Below are 20,114 nucleotides of genomic sequence, written 5' to 3'. Positions count from 1 at the left end.
GCGGAAAGCAAAGGGCCCCGCGGACAAAATGTCCGCGGAGCCCTTCTACTTGCTACTCGCTCAGGTGTCCTGAAGGCCGGACGAACCGCCGGCGATCTCGGTCAGCTCCAGGTCGGGGCTGGCCGCCTTCTGCGTGCCGGTGAAGGTGAAGTACTCCGTCACGCCGTCCTCGCTGACAGTCCCCTCGGGGGCGACGTCCACGAGCACGATCTGGCCGGACCGCAGCTCACCGAACAGGATCTTCTCGGCGAGCACGTCCTCCACGTCACGCTGCAGCGCGCGACGCAGCGGGCGAGCACCCAGGACCGGGTCGAAGCCACGCTCGGCGACCAGTGCCTTCGCCGCCGGGGTGAGCTCGATGCCCATGTCCTTGTCCTTCAGCCGCTCCTCCACCTGCGCGACCATCAGGTCGACGATCTTGACGATCTCGTCCTTGCCGTGCTGGTGGAAGACCACGATCTCGTCGACGCGGTTCAGGAACTCGGGGCGGAAGTGCTGCTTGAGCTCCTCCGTCACCTTCGCCTTCATCTTCTCGTACGAGCCGGCGGTGTCGCTGGTCTGCGAGAAGCCGAGGCTGCCCTTGGAGATGTCGCGAGTACCCAGGTTCGTGGTCATGATGATGATGGTGTTCTTGAAGTCGACCACGCGGCCCTGGGCGTCGGTCAGACGACCCTCGTCCAGGATCTGCAGCAGCGAGTTGAAGATGTCCGGGTGGGCCTTCTCCACCTCGTCGAACAGCACCACGCTGAACGGCTTGCGGCGGACCTTCTCGGTCAGCTGGCCGCCCTCTTCGTAGCCGACGTACCCGGGAGGCGAGCCGAACAGCCGCGAGGCCGTGTGCTTCTCGGAGTACTCCGACATGTCGAGGCTGATCAGCGACTTCTCGTCGCCGAACAGGAACTCGGTCAGCGCCTTGGACAGCTCGGTCTTACCGACACCGGACGGACCGGCGAAGATGAACGAGCCGCTCGGCCGGCGCGGGTCCTTCAGACCCGCACGGGTGCGCCGGATCGACCGGGACAGCGCCTTGACGGCGTCGATCTGGCCGACGTAGCGCTTGGCCAGCTCCTCCTCCATCTTGAGCAGCCGGGAGGACTCCTCCTCGGTCAGCTGGAAGACGGGAATGCCGGTCGCGGTGCTGAGCACCTCGGCGATCAGCTCCTCGTCGACCTCGGCGACGACGTCCATGTCGCCGGCCTTCCACTGCTTCTCCCGCTCGGCCTTCGCGTTGATCAGCTTCTTCTCGTCGTCGCGAAGACTCGCCGCCCGCTCGAAGTCCTGGGCGTCGATCGCCGACTCCTTCTCCCGGCGCACGTTCGCGATCTTCTCGTCGAACTCGCGCAGGTCCGGCGGAGCGGTCATCCGGCGGATCCGCAACCGGGAACCGGCCTCGTCGATCAGGTCGATCGCCTTGTCCGGCAGGAAGCGGTCCGAGATGTACCGGTCGGCCATCTGCGCCGAGGCGACCAGGGCCGGGTCGGTGATGGTGACCCGGTGGTGCGCCTCGTAGCGGTCCCGCAGGCCCTTGAGGATCTCGATCGTGTGCGCGATCGAGGGCTCGGCCACCTGGATCGGCTGGAACCGGCGCTCCAGCGCGGCGTCCTTCTCGACGTACTTGCGGTACTCGTCGAGGGTGGTCGCACCGATGGTCTGCAGCTCACCGCGGGCCAGCATCGGCTTCAGGATGCTCGCCGCGTCGATCGCGCCCTCGGCGGCACCCGCACCGACCAGGGTGTGGATCTCGTCGATGAACAGCACGATGTCGCCGCGGGTGCGGATCTCCTTGAGCACCTTCTTCAGGCGCTCCTCGAAGTCACCGCGGTAGCGCGACCCGGCCACCAGCGCGCCGAGGTCGAGCGTGTAGATCTGCTTGTCCTTCAGGGTCTCGGGCACGTCGCCACGCACGATCGCCTGGGCCAGGCCCTCGACGATCGCGGTCTTGCCGACGCCCGGTTCCCCGATCAGGACCGGGTTGTTCTTGGTCCGCCGGGACAGCACCTGCATGACCCGCTCGATCTCCTTCTCGCGCCCGATCACCGGGTCGAGCTTGGATTCGCGCGCGGCCTGGGTGAGGTTCCGGCCGAACTGGTCGAGCACCAGGGAGCTGCTGGGAGCACCTTCGGTGGCCCCTGCTCCGGCTGTCGCCGTCTCCTTGCCCTGGTATCCGCTCAGCAGCTGGATGACCTGCTGCCGGACCTTGTTCAGGTCCGCGCCGAGCTTGACCAGGACCTGCGCTGCGACGCCCTCACCCTCGCGGATGAGGCCGAGCAGGATGTGCTCGGTGCCGATGTAGTTGTGACCCAGTTGCAGGGCCTCACGCAGGGAGAGCTCCAGTACCTTCTTGGCGCGTGGGGTGAACGGGATGTGCCCACTAGGAGCCTGCTGTCCCTGGCCGATGATCTCCTCGACCTGGGAACGGACGGCCTCCAGCGAGATACCCAGGCTCTCGAGAGCCTTGGCGGCGACACCCTCACCCTCGTGGATCAGGCCGAGCAGGATGTGCTCGGTCCCGATGTAGTTGTGGCTGAGCATCCTGGCCTCTTCCTGAGCCAGGACGACTACCCGACGGGCGCGGTCCGTAAATCGTTCAAACATCGCCAAAGCGCTCCTTGCCTCAGAGGAGTCGGCCATGCCGTGTAGGCCGACCCCCGTACATGCAGCTTAGTCCCCGGCACCGACGGCCTCGCTCTCAGCGAACAAGCGACGGCCTCCGGTACGACCGCCAACTGGGGATCACAAGGGAACAACCCCGCCGGCCGGCCCGGTGTTCCCGACGCGCCAGGTGTTCGCCACCAGCGAATTCGCCGCTTTCCCTGCCGAGTCAGCCAGTCGCCCGGTTCCGGTCTCCCGAGTGCTGTCCACAGTGTGAAACGGCCGGAATGCGGACGGTCCCGGCACCACCGGGGGTGGCACCGGGACCGATGTCCGGGGAATTACTTGGCGTCGTTGTACGCCGCCCGCACCTCGGCGGAGATACGACCCCGCTCGCTGACCTCGTAGCCGTTGTCCTTGGCCCACGCGCGGATGTCCGCGGAGTCGGTCGCCGACCGGCCCCGTCCTCGCGCCCGGCCGGCGCCACCGCGGCGTCCGGCGACCCGGCGCCCCGCGCCGACGTACGCAGCCAGGGCGTCACGCAGCTTGGCGGCGTTCTTCTTGGACAAGTCGATCTCATACGTCGAACCGTCCAGCCCGAAAGTCACGGTCTCGTCGGCCTTACCGCCGTCGAGATCGTCCTCGAGAACCACCTGAACCCTTTGCGCCATCGATGACAGTCCTTTCTGCGCCCGCCACCGGGCACAATCCCCCTGCCGAATTCTTGTTACTGATTTGTACAGCACAAACCGGCATCGTGTCATTCAACGTGACGGTTTCCATCGTAAAGATGTGACTTAACACTCCGGCCGATCGACGCAGCGCATCGATCGTGACGATGGGTATTCATCCGGTTCCGCGACTCGATCGCGAAGTTATCGGACCCGGGAATGGATTTGACCGTTGGTTGTGCTATGCAACGGTCCCCGGGCCCGATTTACTGCTCACTCCGGACGCAGCAGCGGGAACAGAATCGTCTCCCGGATACCGACCCCGGTGAACAGCATCACCAGCCGGTCCAGGCCCATCCCCATGCCACCGGCCGGCGGCATCCCGAACTCCATCGCGCGGAGGAAATCCTCGTCCAGGTCCATCGCCTCGGGATCGCCCGCGGCGGCCAGCAACGACTGTGCCACCAGGCGTTCACGCTGGATCACCGGGTCGTTCAGCTCCGAGTAGGCGACTCCCAGTTCGACCCCGTTGATGATCAGGTCCCAGGCCTCGACCAGGCCCGGAATTTCGCGGTGCGGCTTCGACAGCGGCCGGACCGACTCGGGATAGTCGCGCACATAGGTCGGCTGGATCAGCGTGTGCTCGACCAGCTTCTCGTAGATCTCCAGGGCGATCTCACCGGCATTCCAGCCCGGCTGCAGCTCGACGGAGTGACGCTCGGCGATCTTGACCAGCGCGGCCGCCTCGGTGCTCGCGTCGACCGGCTCACCGACCGCTTCGGAGACCAACTCGAAAAGCGTCGCGTGCCGCCACGGCTGCTCCAGATCGATCTGCGATCCGTCGCGCGCGGTGATCACCGTACGACCGACCGCACGGGCCGCGTTCCGGATCAGTTCCTCGATCAACTCGGCCATGGAATCGTAATCACCGTAGGCCTGATAGGCCTCGATCATCGAGAATTCCGCGGCATGGGTCGAGTCCAGTCCCTCGTTGCGGAAGGTCCGGCCGATCTCGTAGACCCGGTCCACGCCGCCGATCATCGCGCGCTTCAGGTCGAGCTCCAGCGCGATCCGCAGCAACATGTCCTGGTCGAACGCGTTCAGGTGGGTCCGGAACGGCTTGGCCGCGGCGCCACCGTTGGTCAGTTGCAGCACCGGCGTCTCGACCTCGATGAAGTCGTGCCCGTCGAAGGTCGCGCGCAGCGACTTCAGCACCGCCGCCTTGGTCCGGACCATCTCCCGGGCCTCCGGGCGGACGATCAGGTCGACGTAGCGCAGCCGGACCCTGGCCTCCTCGTTCAGCGGCTTGTGCTCGTTCGGCAGCGGCCGGAGCGTCTTGGCCGCCATCTGCCAGGAGGTCGCCTGCACCGACAGCTCGCCGCGGCGGCTCGTCACCACCTCGCCCCGCACCGACAGCAGGTCGCCGATGTCGACCAGCGCCTTGAACCGGGCCAACTCCTGCTCGCCGACGTCGGCCAGCGAAAGCATCACCTGCAGCTCGGTCCCGTCCCCCTCACGCAGCCGGACGAAGCAGAGCTTGCCGGTGTTGCGCAGGAAGATCACCCGCCCGGCCACCGCGACCTGCTCACCGGTCTTGGTGTCCGGCTCGAGCTCCTGCCCGTCGTACTTCGCGCGCAGGTCCGTCAGCAGGTGAGTGCGGGGCACCGAGATCGGATACGGCTGCACACCCTCGGCGAGCAGCCGGTCACGCTTCTCCCGGCGCACCCGGATCTGCTCGGGCAGGTCGTCCTGCCCATCGGGGCTTACCGGGTTCTCACGTGGCTCAGTCATGCCCAAAGGCTAGTGACTCACCACCTCTCCGACCGAATCGCGCTCGACCGGTGGCCGGCCGGCGGCACTGCGGGAAGCGAAGAAAGCTGAACTGTTAGCAACACAACCGCCTGAGCGGAGTACCGTCGAAAGTAGGACACTCTCCGCCTGCGTAGGTGATGGGTATGCAGTCTTGGCATCTGTGGTTGATGGTTGCCGGCCTGCTCGGTGTGGCCGAGTTGATGACGGCGACCCTCGATCTTCTGCTGCTCGCCGTCGCCGCGCTCGCCGCGGGTGGGGCGGCCGCGCTCGGGCTGGGGCTCGCGCTGCAACTGGTGGCGTTCGGCGTCACCGCCGCCGCGATGATCACCCTGGTACGGCCGGTGGCCCGGCGCCACCTGACCTCGTACCCGCAGCTCAGGACCGGTGTGGCCGCGCTGATCGGCAAGGAGGCCGTGGTCCTCAGCCCGGTCGGACGCGAGCCCGGCCGGGTCCGGATCGGCGGCGAGGAGTGGAGTGCGCGGTCCTACGATCCCGACCTGATGATCCCGGCCGGGACCACTGTCGACGTCTTCGCAATCGAGGGCGCGACCGCCCTCGTCCACCCCCGGGAGGATCCATGGCCGAACTGATCGTGGGGCTGATCGCCGCGTTACTGGCCATCGTGCTGGTACTGCGAACCGTCCGGATCGTGCCGCAGGCCAGGGCGAGCAACGTGGAACGGCTCGGCCGCTACCTGCGCACCCTCGAGCCGGGGCTGAACATCGTCATCCCGTTCATCGACCGGCCGCGGCCACTGATCGACCTGCGCGAGCAGGTGGTCTCGTTCGAGCCGCGCTCGGTGATCACCGAGGACAACCTGGTCGTCAACATCGACACGGTGCTGTACTTCCAGGTCACCGACCCGCGCGCGGCGGCGTACGAGATCTTCAACTTCATCCAGGCGATCGAGCAGTTGACCGTCACCACGCTGCGCAACGTGATCGGCAGCATGGATCTGGAGAAGACGCTGACGTCGCGCGAGCACATCAACTCCCAGTTGCGCGGGGTCCTCGACGAGGCGTCGGGCAAGTGGGGCATCCGGGTCAACCGGGTCGAGCTGAAGGCGATCGACCCGCCGCCGTCGATCAAGGAGTCGATGGAGAAGCAGATGCGCGCGGACCGGGAGAAGCGGGCCGCGATCCTCGCCGCCGAGGGTCAGCGACAGGCCCGGATCCTGACCGCGGAGGGTGACCGGCAGGCCGCGATCCTGCGCGCCGAGGGCCAGGCGAAGGCGATCGACACCGTCTTCGACGCGATCCACCGCAACGACCCGGACCCGAAACTGCTGGCCTACCAGTACCTGCAGATGCTGCCCGAGCTGGCCAAGGGTCCCGGCAACACGTTCTGGGTGATCCCGTCCGAGGTCACGGCGGCGCTACAGAACGTGACGAAGGCGTTCAACGGGGTCAACCCTGAGATTCCCCGGGAATAGCTCGCGGATCAGTTAAACGGTTGCCCCCGGGTGCCAGGATGGAGGCCATGGGGGCACCGCTGGAGGCACTGGCAATCGCGATTCCGACCGGGTCAGGGGTGGCCGTCCTGGCGTACCTGATCGTCGGGCTGGTCATCGGCATCGAGAGCATGGGGGTTCCGTTACCGGGCGAGACGACGTTGATCGCCGCCGCGCTGCTGGCTTCGCAGGGTGACCTGAACCTGGTCATCGTGATCGCCGCGGCCGGTACGGGCGCGATCATCGGCGACTCGATCGGGTACTTCATCGGCCGCAAGGCCGGCCGCGGCCTGTTCGAACGGCTCGGCCGGCGGTTCCGCCACTTCTCCGAGGACCGGATCGTCAAGGCGGAGAAGTACTTCCAGTCCTACGGCGTGTGGACCGTCTTCTTCGGCCGGTTCGTCGCGCTGCTGCGGATCTTCGCCGGCCCGATGGCGGGCATGCTCCGGATGCCGTACCCGCAGTTCCTGGTCGCCAACGCGGCCGGTGGCATCGCCTGGTCGACCACGATCGGCATCGTCGCCTACAACATCGGCGACAACGCGGACAAGATCTTCGGCGCGCTCTCGGTCTGGGCGCTCGTGGCGGTCGCGGCCGCGGTCATCGGCGCGTACGTCGTCTACCGGCTCCGCCGGCGCGGCAGCGAGCGGAAGGCGGCGGACGGCGTGCAGCCGGGCGACGTAGTACGGACCGAGGCCGCGGAGGCTTAGGGCCGCACGCTCAGGATCAGGTTGTGGGAGTTCGTCGGGTAGAGCGGGCGGCCCAGCAGGACCGCGCTGGGGAGCACGAACCGGTAGACGAAGACGCCCAACTGCGCCGCCTTGAAGGTGATCGAGGCCTGACCGCGGCGGATCGGGACCGCCTTCACGTTCGACCATGCCTTGGCCTGCCGGTTCCACACCTGCAACATGGCGTTCGCGGTCATCGCCGGCTTGACCAGCAGGACCAGGGTGGCGTTCTCGTTGCGCTTCTTCATCCCGCCGCCGACGAAGCCGGCCGACTGGACCCGCACCACGCTCTTGGTCAACTGCGGCTTGCTGGACGACTCCGACGACAGCACGCCGACCCTGCTGTAGAGCGGGGAGACGGCCTTGTACGGCCGGGTGCCACCGGTCACCACGGTCACCTCGAAGTGACCGCCTGAGGTCGTCGTACCCCGGGCCGCGGGAGTCCAGCGAGCCCCGGGAGTCACCTGGGTCAGCAGCACCACCGGCAACCCCGCCGAGGTGGCTCGTTGCTGCACGCAACTACCTTCGGGCGCGCAGACGACCTCCTGCAGGATGGTCCGGCCGCGGATCCGGACCGGGACGCTGAACTGCGCCAGGCCCGGGATCGCCGCGGTGGTCGAGGTGGTCCGGGCCGAGATCTGGCCGCCGATGGTCGAGGTCCACTCGTTCTCGGCCCGGAGCTGGAACAGGTACGGCGGGGTGAGGTTCTTGATCACCTGTCGCTTGGAGGTGGTCGCCGGGCCGGCCGCCCGCAGCGGCTCCCCCGGCAGGCCGACGACGGGCACGTAGTACTGGATCTTGCCGGTCACGTCCAGCGGGTCGTTCGGGGTGAAGTCCTGCGGCACCACCGGCACGGTCCAGCGCATCAGCACGTCCTTGCCGACCGGGGTCGCCGTCGCCGCACTCGGCCGGACCGGCCCGTTGGTGTCGAACACCTCCGAGCGGACCAGCCTGCTCGTCAGCCCGCCCGTCGACGTACCGACGCCGACCGCGATCTTGTAGGTGCCGTCCGGCGGGAACGCCGAGCTCGGGATGTCCGCGCTGTCCGGATCGTCCGCGCCGACGTACTTCACGAACGACGGGTTGGTGCTGAGCACGCCTTCGATGGTGAGCCGGTTCGGGGTGCCGGAGTCCTTCCAGGTCACCCGGACCGCCTGCCGGGTCTCGTCGGCCCAGGCGAGCTTCACGTCGCTGGGGGTCGGATCGGACGAGCACGCGGTCAGCGTCGCCGCTCCGAGAACGACCGCGAGAGCGGTCGCGAGAACAGCCCGCCACCTCACCATCGCGCCTCACCTGCCCCTTGACCGTGCGATCGGCTCGACCCTACATAGTAGGCCGAGCAGCAGTAGGGTCGGAGTCGTGAGACTGGGCGAGAACGTCTGCCGGGAACGGCTGGCCGCGGCCGATCGCGCCTTCCTCGCCAGCACCGGCGAGGATCTCCGGCCCCATCTCGTCCCGGTCGTCTTCGCGCTGACGGTCGCACCGACGGCTGACGAACTGGTGATCGCGATCGACCAGAAGCCGAAGTCGACCACCGATCTGCGCCGGCTGCGCAACATCGCCTGGAACCCGAACGTGGCGGTTCTGTGCGACCGGTACGACGCCGACTGGCGCAAGCTCTGGTGGATCCGCGCGGACGGCACGGCGCGGGTGGACGAGCAGAACCAGGCAGCAGTGGAGTCACTCGCTTCGAAGTACCCGCAGTACCGCCTCGATCCACCCCGCGGACCGGTGATCACCGTCACGATCGAGAACTGGACCGGCTGGTCGTACAGCTGAGCGCCTCTCGGCCAGATCGGGCCGGATCGGTCACACTCAGGAAATGGCCTTCATCAGTACGCCGGAACCGGCTGACGACTTCCTCGAGCAGAACCGGGCGCCGGCCGGGCACATCCCCAACTTCGTCACCCTGTTCGCCGCCAGGCCGGACGTCTACGACGCCTGGAAGCAGCTCAACGGGGCGATCAAGGCGAACATGGACCTGCGCCGCTACGAGCTCGTGACGCTGGCAGCGGCCACCGCGCTGAAGTCCAGCTACTGCAGCCTCGCCCACGGCCAGGTCCTGGCCGACAAGTTCTACTCCGACACCGAGGTCGCCGCCCTGGTCGTCGAGCCGCCGGCCGACCCGGTGGACCGCGCCGTGATGGCGTTCGCCCGTAAGGTCGCCCTGGCCGCCGACACCGTCACCAGCTCCGATGTCGAGGACCTTCGCGCACTGGGCCTGTCCGACGAGGATGTCCTCGACATCGTCCTGGCCGCCGCGGCCCGCTCCTTCTTCTCCAAGACCCTCGACGCCACCGGCACCACCCCGGACGCGGCCTTCCGGAACCTCCCGAGCTCCTTGGCCGAAGCCCTGACCGTCGGCCGCCCGATCGACTGACTACTCCGGCTCGTTGTGCGTCGGCCCGTCCAGGTGGAACGGCGTGGTGACGCCTTCGTACATCAGGTGCGTGGTCAGGCCCTGGGCCGCGTGCGGGAGGTTGTGGCAGTGGTCCATCCAGATACCGGGGTTGTCGGCCCGGAAGGCGATCTCGTAGGTCTCGTCGTCCTCGACGTTGAGGGAGTCGGTCCACCACGGGCTGCCCGTCGCTCGTACTCCGTCGCGGCTGAGGACCAGGACGTGGTGGCCGTGCAGATGCATCGGGTGGACCTGGCCGGAGCCGTTCTTGATCGTCATCGTGACCACGTCGTCCTCGGCCACCATGAACATCGGTACGTCGGGGAACTGGTGGCCGTTGATCGTCCACCACAGGCCGGGTTTCCCGTCGAGGAAGCCGGGCCGGCGGCCGATCCGGTACTCGAAGTGCCGGTCGGCGGCGGCCGGGTCGAACGGCAACGCGGCCGGTTTCCCGTAGCTCAGCAGGTCGACCCGATCCGCCGGCTCCCGCCCGGCCGGGGCATCGCCCTCGCCGATCACCAGGGTGGTCGGACCACCGCCCAGACCGATGCGGACGGCCTTGCCGGGCAGGGTGATCTCCAAGTCGATCCGGCCGCCTGCCGTGACCAGTACCGACTTCCCCTCGACAGGTGTCGGCGCGTTCACCTCGGTACCGTCGACAGCGAGCACCCGATACCCGGCACCGTCCACCCAGGCCGCCATCGGCCCGTTGTCCGTGTTGATCAGTCGCAGCCTGACAGTGCCGGTCCCGGCCACCCGGCGCTCGCCGTACCCGCCGTTGACGGTCCGGACCTTGTCGTACGTGTGTACTGCGGCGACCACGTCCGTAGTACCGGGTGAGACCACGAGTACGCCGTACAGGCCGTCCTTCACCTGCTCGTGTGACACCTGGTGCGAGTGGTACCAGTACGTCCCCACGTCGACCGCCACGAACCGGTACACGAACGTCTGCCCAGGCAGTACGGCGTCCTGCGTGATCCCGGCGACTCCATCCTCAGCAGCCGGTACGTCGACGCCGTGCCAGTGCAGGGTCATCCCCTCGGGCACGGATTCGTTGACCAGCGTCACCTCGATCAGTTCGCCTTGTTTCGCGGTGATCTGCGGGCCCGGTGACGTGTGGTTGAGCGTGTAGCCCCGCATCGAACCGCGGCCGGCGATCTCGAACCGCTCCTTGCGCGCGACCAGCCGCACCGACACGTCAGCGGGCCGATCAGCGGCAGGCTTCAGCTCGGCCAGGCTCTGGTGATGGTGCATAGGCCGCATCGACGGCCCGCCACCGTGGTCGGCGTACCCCATCTCCATCGCCGACAGGCCGTCCGGCACCAGGCTCTGCTGCCAGAACCAGCCGATCGGCGCGAGCACGACGAGGGTCGCCGCGAGCGCGACGAGCGTTCGGCGGCTCGGCCCGCGGCGGTTCATCCGCAGGTCCCGCCGACGCCGTCGAGCTGACCGCAGCTGCCGCCGTCAGTTGCCAACGGCATCTAAACGGCCGCCTCCTGGTCCGCCTCGACGACCGACGGAGCAGGCGTCGCCCGGCGCATCGCGATCCTCGCCACCACCAGCAGCGCCAGCGCGTTCGCCCCGTGCAGCGCCCCGATCGCCGGCACCCCGAAGGACACGACGGCCAGCGCGATCTGCAGCGCGACCACCCCGAACACGATCGCCGCCCACTTCACCCCACCGGCCACCCGGGCGAAGAACGACACGATCAGCAGCAGGATCGCCAGGACCGGGATCACCATCATCCCGACGATGCCGTGCACCTCATGACCGAAGTTGCCCTCGTAGTTCTTGTCGATCACCAGGCCGTCGTCGACGTCCTTGATGGCGGTGAACCAGCCGAGCCCGATGGCCATCACCTGGACCAGCACCCCGACAGCGATCAGCGCCGCGAGCGCGCGATAGATGGATTTCATGATCCTCCCCCGACCACCACGACCCGCGCGTTGCGACCACCGACCTCACCCCGTGGCCCCGGACCTCCCCGCCCAGGTGTCGCTCCTCACATCCTGATCCGGTAACCCGGAGTACACAAGAGGGGAAATCGGTGACCTGAGCGTGACCGTCAGTGGTTGCGGGTGAAGGCTTGGTGGAGGCCCTGGAGGGTTAGGTAGGGCTCGTGGTGGTTGATCTGGTGGGACTCGGCGACCACCAAGGGGGCCAGGGCGCCGGTGGCCACGACCGTGACGGTGGCCGGGTCCAGGGACTGTTCGGTGAGGATTCGGGTGATCAGGCCGTCGACCAGGGCGGCGAAGCCGAAGATGGCGCCGGACTGGAGGGCTTCTACGGTGTTCTTGGCGACCACCGCGCGCGGGCGGACCAGTTCGACCCGGCGGAGTTGGGCCGCGGTGATGCCGAGGGCGTCGACGGCGGTCTCGATGCCGGGGGCGATCGCGCCGCCGATGAAGGCGCCGTTCGCGTTCACCACGTCCACCGTGGTCGCAGTACCGAAGTCGGCGATGATGCAGGGGGCGCCATACCGGTGGACGGCGGCCAGGGCGTTGGCGATCCGGTCGGTGCCGACCTCGCGCGGGTTGTCCACGAGCACCGGCAGGCCCGTCTTCACGCCCGGCTCGACGACGACACTCGGTACTTCGCTGTAGTACCGGGCGACCACGTCCCGCAGTTCGTGCAGGACGTGTGGGACCGCCGAGCACAGCGCGACCCCGGACACGGCTGGCTCCCCGGCCAGGAGCCCGCCGAGGAGCACCGCCCACTCGTCCGCCGTACGGCGTGAGTCCGTGCCCACCCACCAGTGCCGCTCGACCGTGCCGTCGTCGATCAAGCCGACCAGCGTCCGGGTGTTCTCGACGGCGACGGCGAGCAGCATCAGGCTTCCCCGCGGTGTGTCCGGGCCACTTAGAGGTCCATCGCGATGTCGAGGACGGGGGCGGAGTGGGTCAGGGCGCCGACGGCGAGGAAGTCCACGCCGGTCTCGGCGACCTCGCGGGCCATGTCCAGCGTGAGCCCACCGGAGGCCTCGAGCCGGGCCCGGCCGGCCACCTTCTCCACCGCTTCGCGCAACTGCGGCACGTCCATGTTGTCGAGCAGGATCAGCTCGGCCCCGGACTCGACCGCGATCAGGGCGTCCTCGACCGAGTCCACCTCGACCTCGACCGGGACGTCCGGGTAGGCCTTGCGGACCAGCCGGAACGCCTCGGCGACGCCACCCGCGGCGATGACGTGGTTGTCCTTGATCAGCGCGGCGTCCGACAGCGCCATCCGGTGGTTCTTGCCGCCGCCGCAGCGGACGGCGTACTTCTCCAGCGTGCGCAGCAACGGCATCGTCTTGCGGGTGTCGCGGATGACCGCGCCGGTGCCCTCGACGGCGGCGACCCAGCGGCTGGTCAGCGTGGCCACGCCGGACAGGTGGCAGAGCAGGTTGAGCGTGGTCCGCTCGGCGGTGAGCAACTGGCGGGTCTTGCCGCGCACGGTCATCAGGACGTCGCCGGTCTTCACCGTGGCGCCATCGGTGACCGAGTGCTCGATCTCCACCTCGTCCTTGCCCGCGACCAGCTTGAGCACCAGTTCGGCGATCTCCAGGCCGGCCACGACGCCGTCGGCCCGGGCCACGAACTCCGCGACCGAGACCTGGTCCGCGTCGACCGTGGCCGTGGTGGTGACGTCGACTCCGCCGGCCAGGTCCTCCTCGATGGTGGCCCGGACGAGGTCCTCGACCCACTGCCTGTCGAGCGTGTCATCCATGCTGCTACTTCCCCTCCGATGGTGCTTGCGCCACGAACGTCGCGGCAGGCCGGGCCGAGGTGCCCTCGGCCGGCAATGTGAGGTCCAGACTGCCCGACCAGTTCTCGTCGTCGCGATCCGGGTGGTCCTCTCGCCAGTGCGAGCCGCGGCTCTCCTCCCGGGTCGTGGCGGCCGCGATCAGCGCGGACGCGACCGTGGCCAGGTTCGTCGCCTCCCAGTCGGGAGTCCCGGGGTGGGCGGCCGGCTGGTCGATCAGTTTGGCGAGTCTGTCACCCGCCTCGAACAGTCCGCTCTCGCTCCGGATCACGCCGGCGCCGACCGTCATCACCCGCTGCAACTCCGGTACTACGTCCGCATCCACCAGCCCAGGTACTCGGTGGTCGACCGCGGGTTCGCGGAGCTCCGGCAGGTCCTCGGCCAGCGACGCCGCGATCCGGCGGGCGAAGACGAGGCCCTCCAGCAGCGAGTTCGAGGCGAGGCGGTTCGCGCCGTGCACACCGGTGCAGGCGACCTCGCCACACGCGTACAGACCTGGCACGGACGTCCGGCCGTGCAGGTCGGTCCAGACCCCACCGGAGGAGTAGTGGCAGGCGGGGGCGACGGGGATCAGTTCATGCACCGGGTCGATACCGTGCGACCGGCAGGACGCCAGGATCGTGGGGAAGCGGACGCGCCACTTCTCGTCACCGAAGGCGCGGGCGTCCAGGAACACATGATCCTTGCCCGAGGCAAGCATCTGCCGCATGATCGCCTTCGCCACCACGTCCCGCGGAGCCAGGTCGGCGAGCTCGTGCTGGCCCTGCAGGAACCGCTTGCCCTCGTGGTCGACGAGGAAGGCGCCCTCACCGCGCACGGCCTCGGACACCAACGGCTGCTGGCCTTTCGCGCCCTTACCCAGCCACAGCACGGTCGGGTGGAACTGCACGAACTCCAGGTCGCGCACCTTCGCCCCAGCCCGCAACGCCAGCGCCATCCCGTCGCCGGTGGAGACACTCGGGTTCGTGGTCGCGGCATACAACTGGCCGAGTCCGCCGGAGGCGAGGATCACCGCGCGGCTGCGGATCGCCCCGACGCCGTCCAACTGGCCCTCGCCCATCACGTGCAGCGTCACGCCGGCCACCGAACCGTCGTCGGCGGTGAGCAGGTCCAGCACCAGCGCGTGCTCGATGATCCGGATGTCGGGCGCGCGCTTCACGGCAGCGACCAGGGCCCGCTCGATCTCCGCGCCGGTCGCGTCACCACCTGCGTGCGCGATCCGGTTGCGGAGATGGCCGCCTTCGCGGGTCAGCGACAGATCCCCGCCGGCGCCGGTGTCGAACACCGCACCGAGCTCGATCAGATCCCGTACTGCGTCCGGCCCCTCCGTCACCAGGACCCGCACGGCCTCCGGATCCGACAACCCGGCACCCGCGACCAGCGTGTCCGTCAGGTGGTCCTCGGGAGAATCCCCCTCACCGAGCGCCGCCGCGATCCCGCCCTGGGCCCACTGGGTCGACCCGGAGGCGACGACATCCTTCGTCACCACCAGCACCGATCCGAGCTCCCGAGCCCTCAGGGCGGCCGTCAGCCCCGCGATCCCCGAACCGATCACCACCACGTCGACCGTGTCGGTCCAGCCCGGCTCAGGCGCGGCAAGCCGCTGCGGCACAGCAGGTGCAGTCATCAGGCGACCGTATCAACCAGTTTCATCGCAGCGTGATGGAAATGTTGTCAATGAGACGGGTGGTCCCGACCCGCGCCGCGACCAGCATGCGGGCCTCGCCGGGGCCGATCACCGGGCCCAGGTCGGGCGCGCGCAGCGCCAGATAGTCGATCTGTACTGAGGGGACGGCCTCGAGCTCGGCGTGAGCGGCGGCCAGTACGGCGTCCGGGCCGTTCATTCCCGCCTTCGCGCCCGCGGTCAGAGCGCGATAGAGCACCAGCGCCTCGTCACGTTCGGTCTCGTCCAGGTAGCGATTGCGTGACGACAGGGCGAGCCCGTCCGGCTCCCGCACGGTCTGCACCGGCACGATGTCGACATCCATGTCCAGGTCGCAGACCATCTCGCGGATCAGCGTCAGCTGCTGGTAGTCCTTCTCGCCGAACAGCGCCAGGTCCGGCGAGGTCAGGTGCAGCATCTTCGACACCACCGTCAGGACGCCGGCGAAGTGGCCCGGCCGGACCATCCCCTCCAGCTCGTCGGCCAGCGGTCCGGGATGCACGGTGATCGACGGCTCGTTCGGGTAGAGCTCGTCGCGGGACGGGTTGAAGACCAGGTCGACGCCCTCGTTCTTGGCGATCGCCAGGTCGCTGGCCAGCGTCCGCGGATAACGGTCGAAGTCCTCGGTCGGCCCGAACTGCAAGGGATTCACGAAGATCGTCAGGACCACGCTGCCGTCCGGTCCGACCCGCTCGCGGGCCTCGGCGAGCAAGGCCGCATGCCCCTCGTGCAGGGCGCCCATCGTCATCACGACAGCGCGTGGCCGGATCGCCGCGGCAGCCCGCAGCTCGGCTTTCGTCTGGGTGAGTCTCACCGTGGTGCCTCCCCTGTTCTGTACCGCTCCAGCACCTTGTGGAACCGCTCGGCCGTGTTCCCGTCCAGCCGTCCGTCCGCTGCCGCCACGTCTACCGTCGCCCCGGCCAACTCGGCGTAGGTGCCGGCGGTGCGGCCCCGCAGTACGGCCAGGTGGGCTGCCACCGTCTCGACGTCGCCACGCGCGATCGGCCCGGTGAGCGCATCATGACCGGACCGCAGCGTGTTGTCGAGAGTTGCGGTCAGCAGCGGGCGCAGTGTGGCCGCCGGGTCCTCGATCCCGGCCGCCCGGAGTACGTCGAGGGCCTGCGTGACCAGGGTGACCAGGTGGTTGGCGCCGTGCACGACTCCTGCGTGGTACTGCGCGCGCTGGTCCTCCGCGATCCATTGCAAACCCGCGCCGAGCCCTTTCACGAGCCGCTCGACGACCGGCCGGGCCTGGTCCGGAGCGGTCGCCGTGAAGGTCACGCCGGTCAGGTCGGGCAGATCTCCCGTGAACGTCATCGGAGGGTGCAGCGCCACCGGAATCGCGGCGGTTTGGAGCACCGCCAGGCCGTGGGCGCCGGACAGGTGCACGACGTACTGCTCGGCGGTCAGCGGGAGACTCGCCGCGGTCTCCCGGAGGGCATCGTCAGGTACTGCGACCAGAACGACGTCCGCGCGGGCGGTCACCTCGGCGGGCGACAGGACCGGGACGTGCGGAAGAAGCCGCGCGGCTCGTTCGAGCGACGCGCGCGAGCGTGCGGTGACGCCGGTGACGGGGTGTCCGGCAGACGCCAAGGCTGCTCCCAAGGCGCTCCCGGCCCGGCCGGAGCCGATGATGCCGATGCGTTTCATGTCCACTCTCTACGTTCCAGTCCTCGACCGAGGTACCAGACGATTGGTGCGGTTCAGGACAGCTTAGTGCGCGGCACCGCCGCAGGCGCCGACGAATCGGTGGTGCCGACCACTTGATGCGCGTGGACGGCTTGCTGGGGCGAGTTGTGCGTCACAAGTGGGACGATGAGGCGGTGAGCGAACGACCTTTGCCCTGGGTGGCGCGGACCGCGATCCTGATCGCGGTGCCCGAACTTGCCGAGTTCACGGATCGCTGGCGGTCCTCGTCCAACTCGTCGACGCGGCCGTACCGGGCGCTGACCGAGCTGATTCCGCCGCACATCACCGTCCTGGTGCCATGGATGCCGGACCCCACGCCGGAGCACGTCCAGCGACTGGAGGACGCGGTCGCCCAGGTGGAGCCGTTCGAGCTCAGCTTCCCGGCCGCGGGGCAGTTCGCCAACGGGACCGCCTGGCTGCGCCCCGAGCCCTTCGACCAGGTCCGCGACCTGCTGAGGACGGTGATCGCCGCGTTCCCGCAGTGCCAGCCCTACGGTGGCGAGTTCCCCGACCCGCATCCCCATCTGACGATCTCCTCCCGCGGTGGCGCCGCTGTGGTCGCCGAGGCCGAGGACGTGCTCGCGGCCGAGAAGGCTCCCACGGTCTGTCTCGACGACCTGACCCTGTGGCGGGAGGGCGAGGACGGCGTCTGGCAACTGACCGGGGCCGTCCCGCTCGGAGGCGCCTCCGATTGAGGACGCTGCGACAGGCCTGGGACGCGGCCCTGTACGGGCCGGACGGGTTCTACCGGCGTGAGCGACCCGCCGCCCACTTCCGTACTTCGGTGCACGCGTCGCCGTTGTTCGCCGAGGCGATCGCGCGGCTGGCTCGTGACGTCGGCGCCTCGACAGTGGTCGACATCGCCGCGGGGGAAGGCGAACTCGGCCGGGAGTTGCGCAAGAGCGGGCTGGACGTGCTCGACGTGGAGCTGAACGACGAGCTCCCCGCCCGGCTCCGCGGTCTGGTGATCGCGAACGAATGGCTGGACAACGTGCCGTGCGACGTGGCCGAGCTGGACTCGTCGTCCATGCCTCGTTACGTGCTGGCGGACTTGTCCCTCGGCGATGTTGTCGCCGGCAACGATCTGGCCTGGCTCGAGCGCTGGTGGCCGTTGGCCGAGCCGGGTGATCGGGCCGAGATCGGGCTCGCCCGGGATCTCGCCTGGGCGGACGTGGTCGGCCGGCTGGAGGAGGGCTTGGCCGTCGCTGTCGACTACGGACACCTGCGCGCGGGGCGGCCGGCGTACGGGACTTTGACGGGGTTCAGGAACGGCCGCGAGTGTGAGGTGGTCCTGGACGGCTCGTGCGACGTCACTGCGCACGTTGCCCTGGATTCCTTGGCTGCCGCCGTGTCTGGTGAGGTCACGACGCAGCGGGAGGCTTTGCGGGCGCTCGGCCTGTCTGCCGAACGCCCTAGCCAGGAACTGGCTCGCACCGAGCCCTTGCGCTACTTGGCCGAGCTGTCGTCGGCCGGGGAGGCTGCCGAGCTGTTGAACCCGTCTGGGCTCGGCTCCTTCGGCTGGGTGTGGACCGCGCGCGGGGAGTCCGCAGTACGGCGGGCTTCTCGGGCTCTGTGGGCTTGAGCCTCCACCAGCGCCGCAGCCTCTCGCTCGTCGCGGTGGAGAGCCACAGCGTCGGTCGGGCCCTGGGGCGTGTCCACGTGGACGTTGGCGAGGCGTAGGCGGCGCTGCAGCGGCCCCTGATAGAGGCGGACCGACTGGGTCTTGTGGTGGAGCACGATCGACGTACGACGGCTCACCCACCCGCGGGTGGTCACCAGGACCTGGTCGTCGGCACCGTAGGTCAGGTACCGCCAGCCGACCGGGCGCAGCCACTTGGCGCGCGCCGGGGCCCGGTGCATCTCGATAGCGGCCAGGTCCAGCCCGGGCAGGACCCTGGCCAGTACTCCGGCGACCTCCTGCCGCTCGCCGACAGGGAGCAACTGGGCTCCCTCGTTGTCGTCCTCGCCGTCCGCCTGGGAACCGGCTACCCCGGCGATGTCCAGGTCCACCCGGGACCAGCCGATCAGGCGCCAGATCAGCGGCTCGGTGATCAGCAGGCCCTGCACGCGGCCCGGAGGAATGGTCTGGCGCTGCACGTCGAACAGGCCGCGCTTGGTACGCAGTCCGTCCTGGGTCTCCGACAGGGTGAAGCCGTGGTTGCCGACGACCTGCTTCCAGATCGGCTGCACGACACCCAGCAGCAGCGGCAGACCAGCGAACAGACCGACGTGGAACTCCAGCACTGTGGTCGCCACGATCAACCAGATCAGGGCGGCCGCACTACCGAGCACTGTGGACGACAGCAACGTGGCCCCGAGCAACCTGCCGGTCGGAACCACCAGCAGCGGCTCCGGCTCCGGTTGCTGGGTCTGCTGCTCAATGGCCTGCTCTCCCTTGGCCCGGACCAGCAGAAGTCCGCGGAGCTTCTGGGCTTCGTCGTACGTGAAGTAGCTCAGGCGGCCGTCGCTTTTGCCGCCACCGGCGACGTCCATCCGCAGCTCGGCCATGCCGAACAGCCGGGCCACGAAGGGCTGCGCCACGTCGATCGCCTGAATCCGGTCGAACCGGATGATCCTGGTCCGGCGGAACAGGAACCCGCTGTCCACCCGGATCGCGTCCTCCGTCAGCTGCCACTTGGTGAACCACCAGGACAGCGCGCCCAGCAGGATCCCGCCGACCAGTACGCCGATCAGGCCGAAGCCGGCGATGGTGAGGTTGCTCCGCAGGCCCTCGTTGTTGGCCATCGCGACCGCGGCGACGACGAAGTACCCCCAGCCCTTCACGAAGGGCGTCAGCGGGTGCAGACGAGCACCTGTCACCTCCTGCTGGACCTGTGGCGCCTGCACCGGCGCGGACGGCTCAGTCACAGGCCCCACGCCTGTGCTTGGCCGAGAGCGGACAGCCGGTCACGCAACCGCGCCGCCTCGTCCGGGTGCAGCCCGGGGATCTTCGCGTCGGTGGCCGGGGTCGCTGTGTGCAGCTCCACCGTCGCCAGGCCGAACGAACGCTCCAACGGCCCGGCAGCCACGTCCACGAACTGCATCCGCCCATAAGGCACCACTACCAGCTGGCGGAACATGATGCCGTGGCTGACGAGCAACTCGTCCTCGCGCTCGGCGTACTTCCAGGACTGCTGATTCCGGCCGATCAGGACCCAGGACCAGGCGAAACCGAGCCCGGCGAGCACGAGGAACAGTCCGCCGTACAGCCAGCCCATCAGCAGCCCGAACAGCAGCAAGCCGGCGATCGCCAGCAGACCGAACGTGATCGCGGCGTTCAGCCTGCGCACCGTCGCGAGCTTGGCAGAGACCGGCGTCCAGCTGACATCGGCAGGTGCGAAGAGGTCATCCACCCCACCAGCCTGTCACG

General features: G+C 68.8%; 19 protein-coding genes and 1 pseudogene. 7 read left to right on the top strand and 13 right to left on the bottom strand.

Features of this window, described 5'->3' with window-relative positions:
* Positions 1-60 precede the first annotated feature (60 nt).
* The 3 genes from ABD255_RS28875 to lysS all read right to left on the bottom strand — a co-directional run bounded on the left by ABD255_RS28875 (position 61) and on the right by lysS (position 5,054).
* Positions 61-2,595: an ATP-dependent Clp protease ATP-binding subunit gene (locus tag ABD255_RS28875; protein WP_344219511.1), complete on the bottom strand. Its 2,535-nt coding sequence runs from the start codon at positions 2,593-2,595 to the stop codon at positions 61-63.
* Between the two features lie 338 nt (positions 2,596-2,933).
* Positions 2,934-3,263: a histone-like nucleoid-structuring protein Lsr2 gene (locus ABD255_RS28870; protein WP_344219509.1), complete on the bottom strand. Its 330-nt coding sequence runs from the start codon at positions 3,261-3,263 to the stop codon at positions 2,934-2,936.
* Positions 3,264-3,536: 273 nt separating this feature from the next.
* On the bottom strand, positions 3,537-5,054 hold the full coding sequence (gene lysS, locus ABD255_RS28865; protein WP_344219507.1) for a lysine--tRNA ligase: 1,518 nt from the start codon (positions 5,052-5,054) through the stop codon (positions 3,537-3,539).
* 164 nt (positions 5,055-5,218) lie between these two features.
* Here lysS and ABD255_RS28860 point away from each other — a divergent pair, with 164 nt between their 5' ends.
* The 3 genes from ABD255_RS28860 to ABD255_RS28850 are packed head-to-tail and all read left to right on the top strand — an operon-like array spanning position 5,219 to position 7,235.
* The gene (locus tag ABD255_RS28860; RefSeq protein ID WP_344219505.1) at positions 5,219-5,665 is read left to right on the top strand and encodes an NfeD family protein; all 447 of its coding nucleotides are present in this window, start codon (positions 5,219-5,221) and stop codon (positions 5,663-5,665) included.
* Positions 5,653-6,507 (top strand): SPFH domain-containing protein, encoded by an 855-nt coding sequence (locus tag ABD255_RS28855; RefSeq protein WP_344219503.1) that lies wholly within the window; start codon positions 5,653-5,655, stop codon positions 6,505-6,507. The genes ABD255_RS28860 and ABD255_RS28855 overlap by 13 nt, the downstream gene beginning before the upstream one ends.
* Before the next feature lie 47 nt (positions 6,508-6,554).
* Complete coding sequence (locus ABD255_RS28850) at positions 6,555-7,235, top strand: DedA family protein (RefSeq protein WP_344219501.1); 681 nt, start codon at positions 6,555-6,557, stop codon at positions 7,233-7,235.
* Here ABD255_RS28850 and ABD255_RS28845 read toward each other — a convergent pair.
* Positions 7,232-8,536 carry a hypothetical protein gene (locus ABD255_RS28845; protein ID WP_344219499.1) on the bottom strand — a complete coding sequence of 435 codons (1,305 nt, stop codon included), beginning with the start codon at positions 8,534-8,536 and terminating at the stop codon, positions 7,232-7,234. The two genes, ABD255_RS28850 and ABD255_RS28845, sit on opposite strands and share 4 nt — an antisense overlap.
* Before the next feature lie 76 nt (positions 8,537-8,612).
* Between ABD255_RS28845 and ABD255_RS28840 the strand changes: the two genes are divergently transcribed.
* The gene (locus tag ABD255_RS28840; RefSeq protein WP_344219497.1) at positions 8,613-9,032 is read left to right on the top strand and encodes a TIGR03668 family PPOX class F420-dependent oxidoreductase; all 420 of its coding nucleotides are present in this window, start codon (positions 8,613-8,615) and stop codon (positions 9,030-9,032) included.
* 43 nt (positions 9,033-9,075) lie between these two features.
* Complete coding sequence (locus ABD255_RS28835; RefSeq protein WP_344219495.1) at positions 9,076-9,633, top strand: carboxymuconolactone decarboxylase family protein; 558 nt, start codon at positions 9,076-9,078, stop codon at positions 9,631-9,633.
* Here the strand turns inward: ABD255_RS28835 and ABD255_RS28830 are convergent, their stop codons facing one another.
* The 7 genes from ABD255_RS28830 to ABD255_RS28800 form a co-directional block, all read right to left on the bottom strand.
* The gene (locus ABD255_RS28830) at positions 9,634-11,070 is read right to left on the bottom strand and encodes a multicopper oxidase family protein (RefSeq protein WP_344219493.1); all 1,437 of its coding nucleotides are present in this window, start codon (positions 11,068-11,070) and stop codon (positions 9,634-9,636) included.
* A gap of 62 nt (positions 11,071-11,132) precedes the next feature.
* Complete coding sequence (locus tag ABD255_RS28825) at positions 11,133-11,567, bottom strand: hypothetical protein (protein WP_344219491.1); 435 nt, start codon at positions 11,565-11,567, stop codon at positions 11,133-11,135.
* Positions 11,568-11,716: 149 nt separating this feature from the next.
* On the bottom strand, positions 11,717-12,481 hold the full coding sequence (locus ABD255_RS28820) for a type III pantothenate kinase (protein WP_344219489.1): 765 nt from the start codon (positions 12,479-12,481) through the stop codon (positions 11,717-11,719).
* Between the two features lie 29 nt (positions 12,482-12,510).
* A complete protein-coding gene (nadC, locus tag ABD255_RS28815) occupies positions 12,511-13,356 on the bottom strand; it encodes a carboxylating nicotinate-nucleotide diphosphorylase (RefSeq protein WP_344219487.1) in 846 nt (281 codons plus the stop codon).
* Positions 13,357-13,360: 4 nt separating this feature from the next.
* The gene (locus ABD255_RS28810; RefSeq protein WP_344219485.1) at positions 13,361-15,019 is read right to left on the bottom strand and encodes an L-aspartate oxidase; all 1,659 of its coding nucleotides are present in this window, start codon (positions 15,017-15,019) and stop codon (positions 13,361-13,363) included.
* 22 nt (positions 15,020-15,041) lie between these two features.
* Positions 15,042-15,869, bottom strand: a complete 828-nt coding sequence (gene panC, locus ABD255_RS28805; protein ID WP_344219483.1) for a pantoate--beta-alanine ligase — start codon at positions 15,867-15,869, stop codon at positions 15,042-15,044.
* Positions 15,866-16,705, bottom strand: a complete 840-nt coding sequence (locus ABD255_RS28800; protein ID WP_344219481.1) for a Rossmann-like and DUF2520 domain-containing protein — start codon at positions 16,703-16,705, stop codon at positions 15,866-15,868. The genes panC and ABD255_RS28800 overlap by 4 nt, the downstream gene beginning before the upstream one ends.
* 173 nt (positions 16,706-16,878) lie before the next feature.
* On the opposite strand from ABD255_RS28800, the gene ABD255_RS28795 reads away from it, so the two are divergent.
* Together ABD255_RS28795 and ABD255_RS28790 are read left to right on the top strand one after the other, a co-directional pair.
* Positions 16,879-17,439 (top strand): 2'-5' RNA ligase family protein, encoded by a 561-nt coding sequence (locus ABD255_RS28795; protein WP_344219479.1) that lies wholly within the window; start codon positions 16,879-16,881, stop codon positions 17,437-17,439.
* Positions 17,370-18,092, top strand: a pseudogene (locus tag ABD255_RS28790) (SAM-dependent methyltransferase); the annotation flags it as partial. The gene ABD255_RS28795 and the pseudogene ABD255_RS28790, both read left to right, overlap by 70 nt.
* Positions 18,093-18,190: 98 nt before the next feature.
* Here the strand turns inward: ABD255_RS28790 and ABD255_RS28785 are convergent.
* Positions 18,191-19,612 (bottom strand): PH domain-containing protein, encoded by a 1,422-nt coding sequence (locus tag ABD255_RS28785; protein WP_344219477.1) that lies wholly within the window; start codon positions 19,610-19,612, stop codon positions 18,191-18,193.
* Complete coding sequence (locus ABD255_RS28780) at positions 19,609-20,097, bottom strand: PH domain-containing protein (RefSeq protein WP_344219475.1); 489 nt, start codon at positions 20,095-20,097, stop codon at positions 19,609-19,611. The genes ABD255_RS28785 and ABD255_RS28780 overlap by 4 nt, the downstream gene beginning before the upstream one ends.
* Between the last annotated feature and the right edge of the window lie 17 nt (positions 20,098-20,114).

The organism is Kribbella sancticallisti (genome assembly GCF_039530625.1).
Taxonomy (GTDB): domain Bacteria; phylum Actinomycetota; class Actinomycetes; order Propionibacteriales; family Kribbellaceae; genus Kribbella; species Kribbella sancticallisti.
The sequence above is the reverse complement of the archived record's forward strand: the minus strand, read 5'-3'. Positions and strand labels throughout refer to the sequence as shown.

Excerpts from the sequence above, each read along its gene's own strand:
- ABD255_RS28830 (WP_344219493.1), bottom strand. The coding sequence starts at position 11,070 with ATGAACCGCCGCGGGCCGAGCCGCCGAACGCTCGTCGCGCTCGCGGCG.
- ABD255_RS28825 (WP_344219491.1), bottom strand. The coding sequence starts at position 11,567 with ATGAAATCCATCTATCGCGCGCTCGCGGCGCTGATCGCTGTCGGGGTG.
- ABD255_RS28845 (WP_344219499.1), bottom strand. The coding sequence starts at position 8,536 with ATGGTGAGGTGGCGGGCTGTTCTCGCGACCGCTCTCGCGGTCGTTCTC.
- lysS (WP_344219507.1), bottom strand. The coding sequence starts at position 5,054 with ATGACTGAGCCACGTGAGAACCCGGTAAGCCCCGATGGGCAGGACGAC.
- ABD255_RS28870 (WP_344219509.1), bottom strand. The coding sequence starts at position 3,263 with ATGGCGCAAAGGGTTCAGGTGGTTCTCGAGGACGATCTCGACGGCGGT.
- ABD255_RS28820 (WP_344219489.1), bottom strand. The coding sequence starts at position 12,481 with ATGCTGCTCGCCGTCGCCGTCGAGAACACCCGGACGCTGGTCGGCTTG.
- nadC (WP_344219487.1), bottom strand. The coding sequence starts at position 13,356 with ATGGATGACACGCTCGACAGGCAGTGGGTCGAGGACCTCGTCCGGGCC.
- ABD255_RS28835 (WP_344219495.1), top strand. The coding sequence starts at position 9,076 with ATGGCCTTCATCAGTACGCCGGAACCGGCTGACGACTTCCTCGAGCAG.
- ABD255_RS28855 (WP_344219503.1), top strand. The coding sequence starts at position 5,653 with ATGGCCGAACTGATCGTGGGGCTGATCGCCGCGTTACTGGCCATCGTG.
- ABD255_RS28860 (WP_344219505.1), top strand. The coding sequence starts at position 5,219 with ATGCAGTCTTGGCATCTGTGGTTGATGGTTGCCGGCCTGCTCGGTGTG.
- ABD255_RS28850 (WP_344219501.1), top strand. The coding sequence starts at position 6,555 with ATGGGGGCACCGCTGGAGGCACTGGCAATCGCGATTCCGACCGGGTCA.
- ABD255_RS28875 (WP_344219511.1), bottom strand. The coding sequence starts at position 2,595 with ATGTTTGAACGATTTACGGACCGCGCCCGTCGGGTAGTCGTCCTGGCT.
- ABD255_RS28810 (WP_344219485.1), bottom strand. The coding sequence starts at position 15,019 with ATGACTGCACCTGCTGTGCCGCAGCGGCTTGCCGCGCCTGAGCCGGGC.
- ABD255_RS28800 (WP_344219481.1), bottom strand. The coding sequence starts at position 16,705 with ATGAAACGCATCGGCATCATCGGCTCCGGCCGGGCCGGGAGCGCCTTG.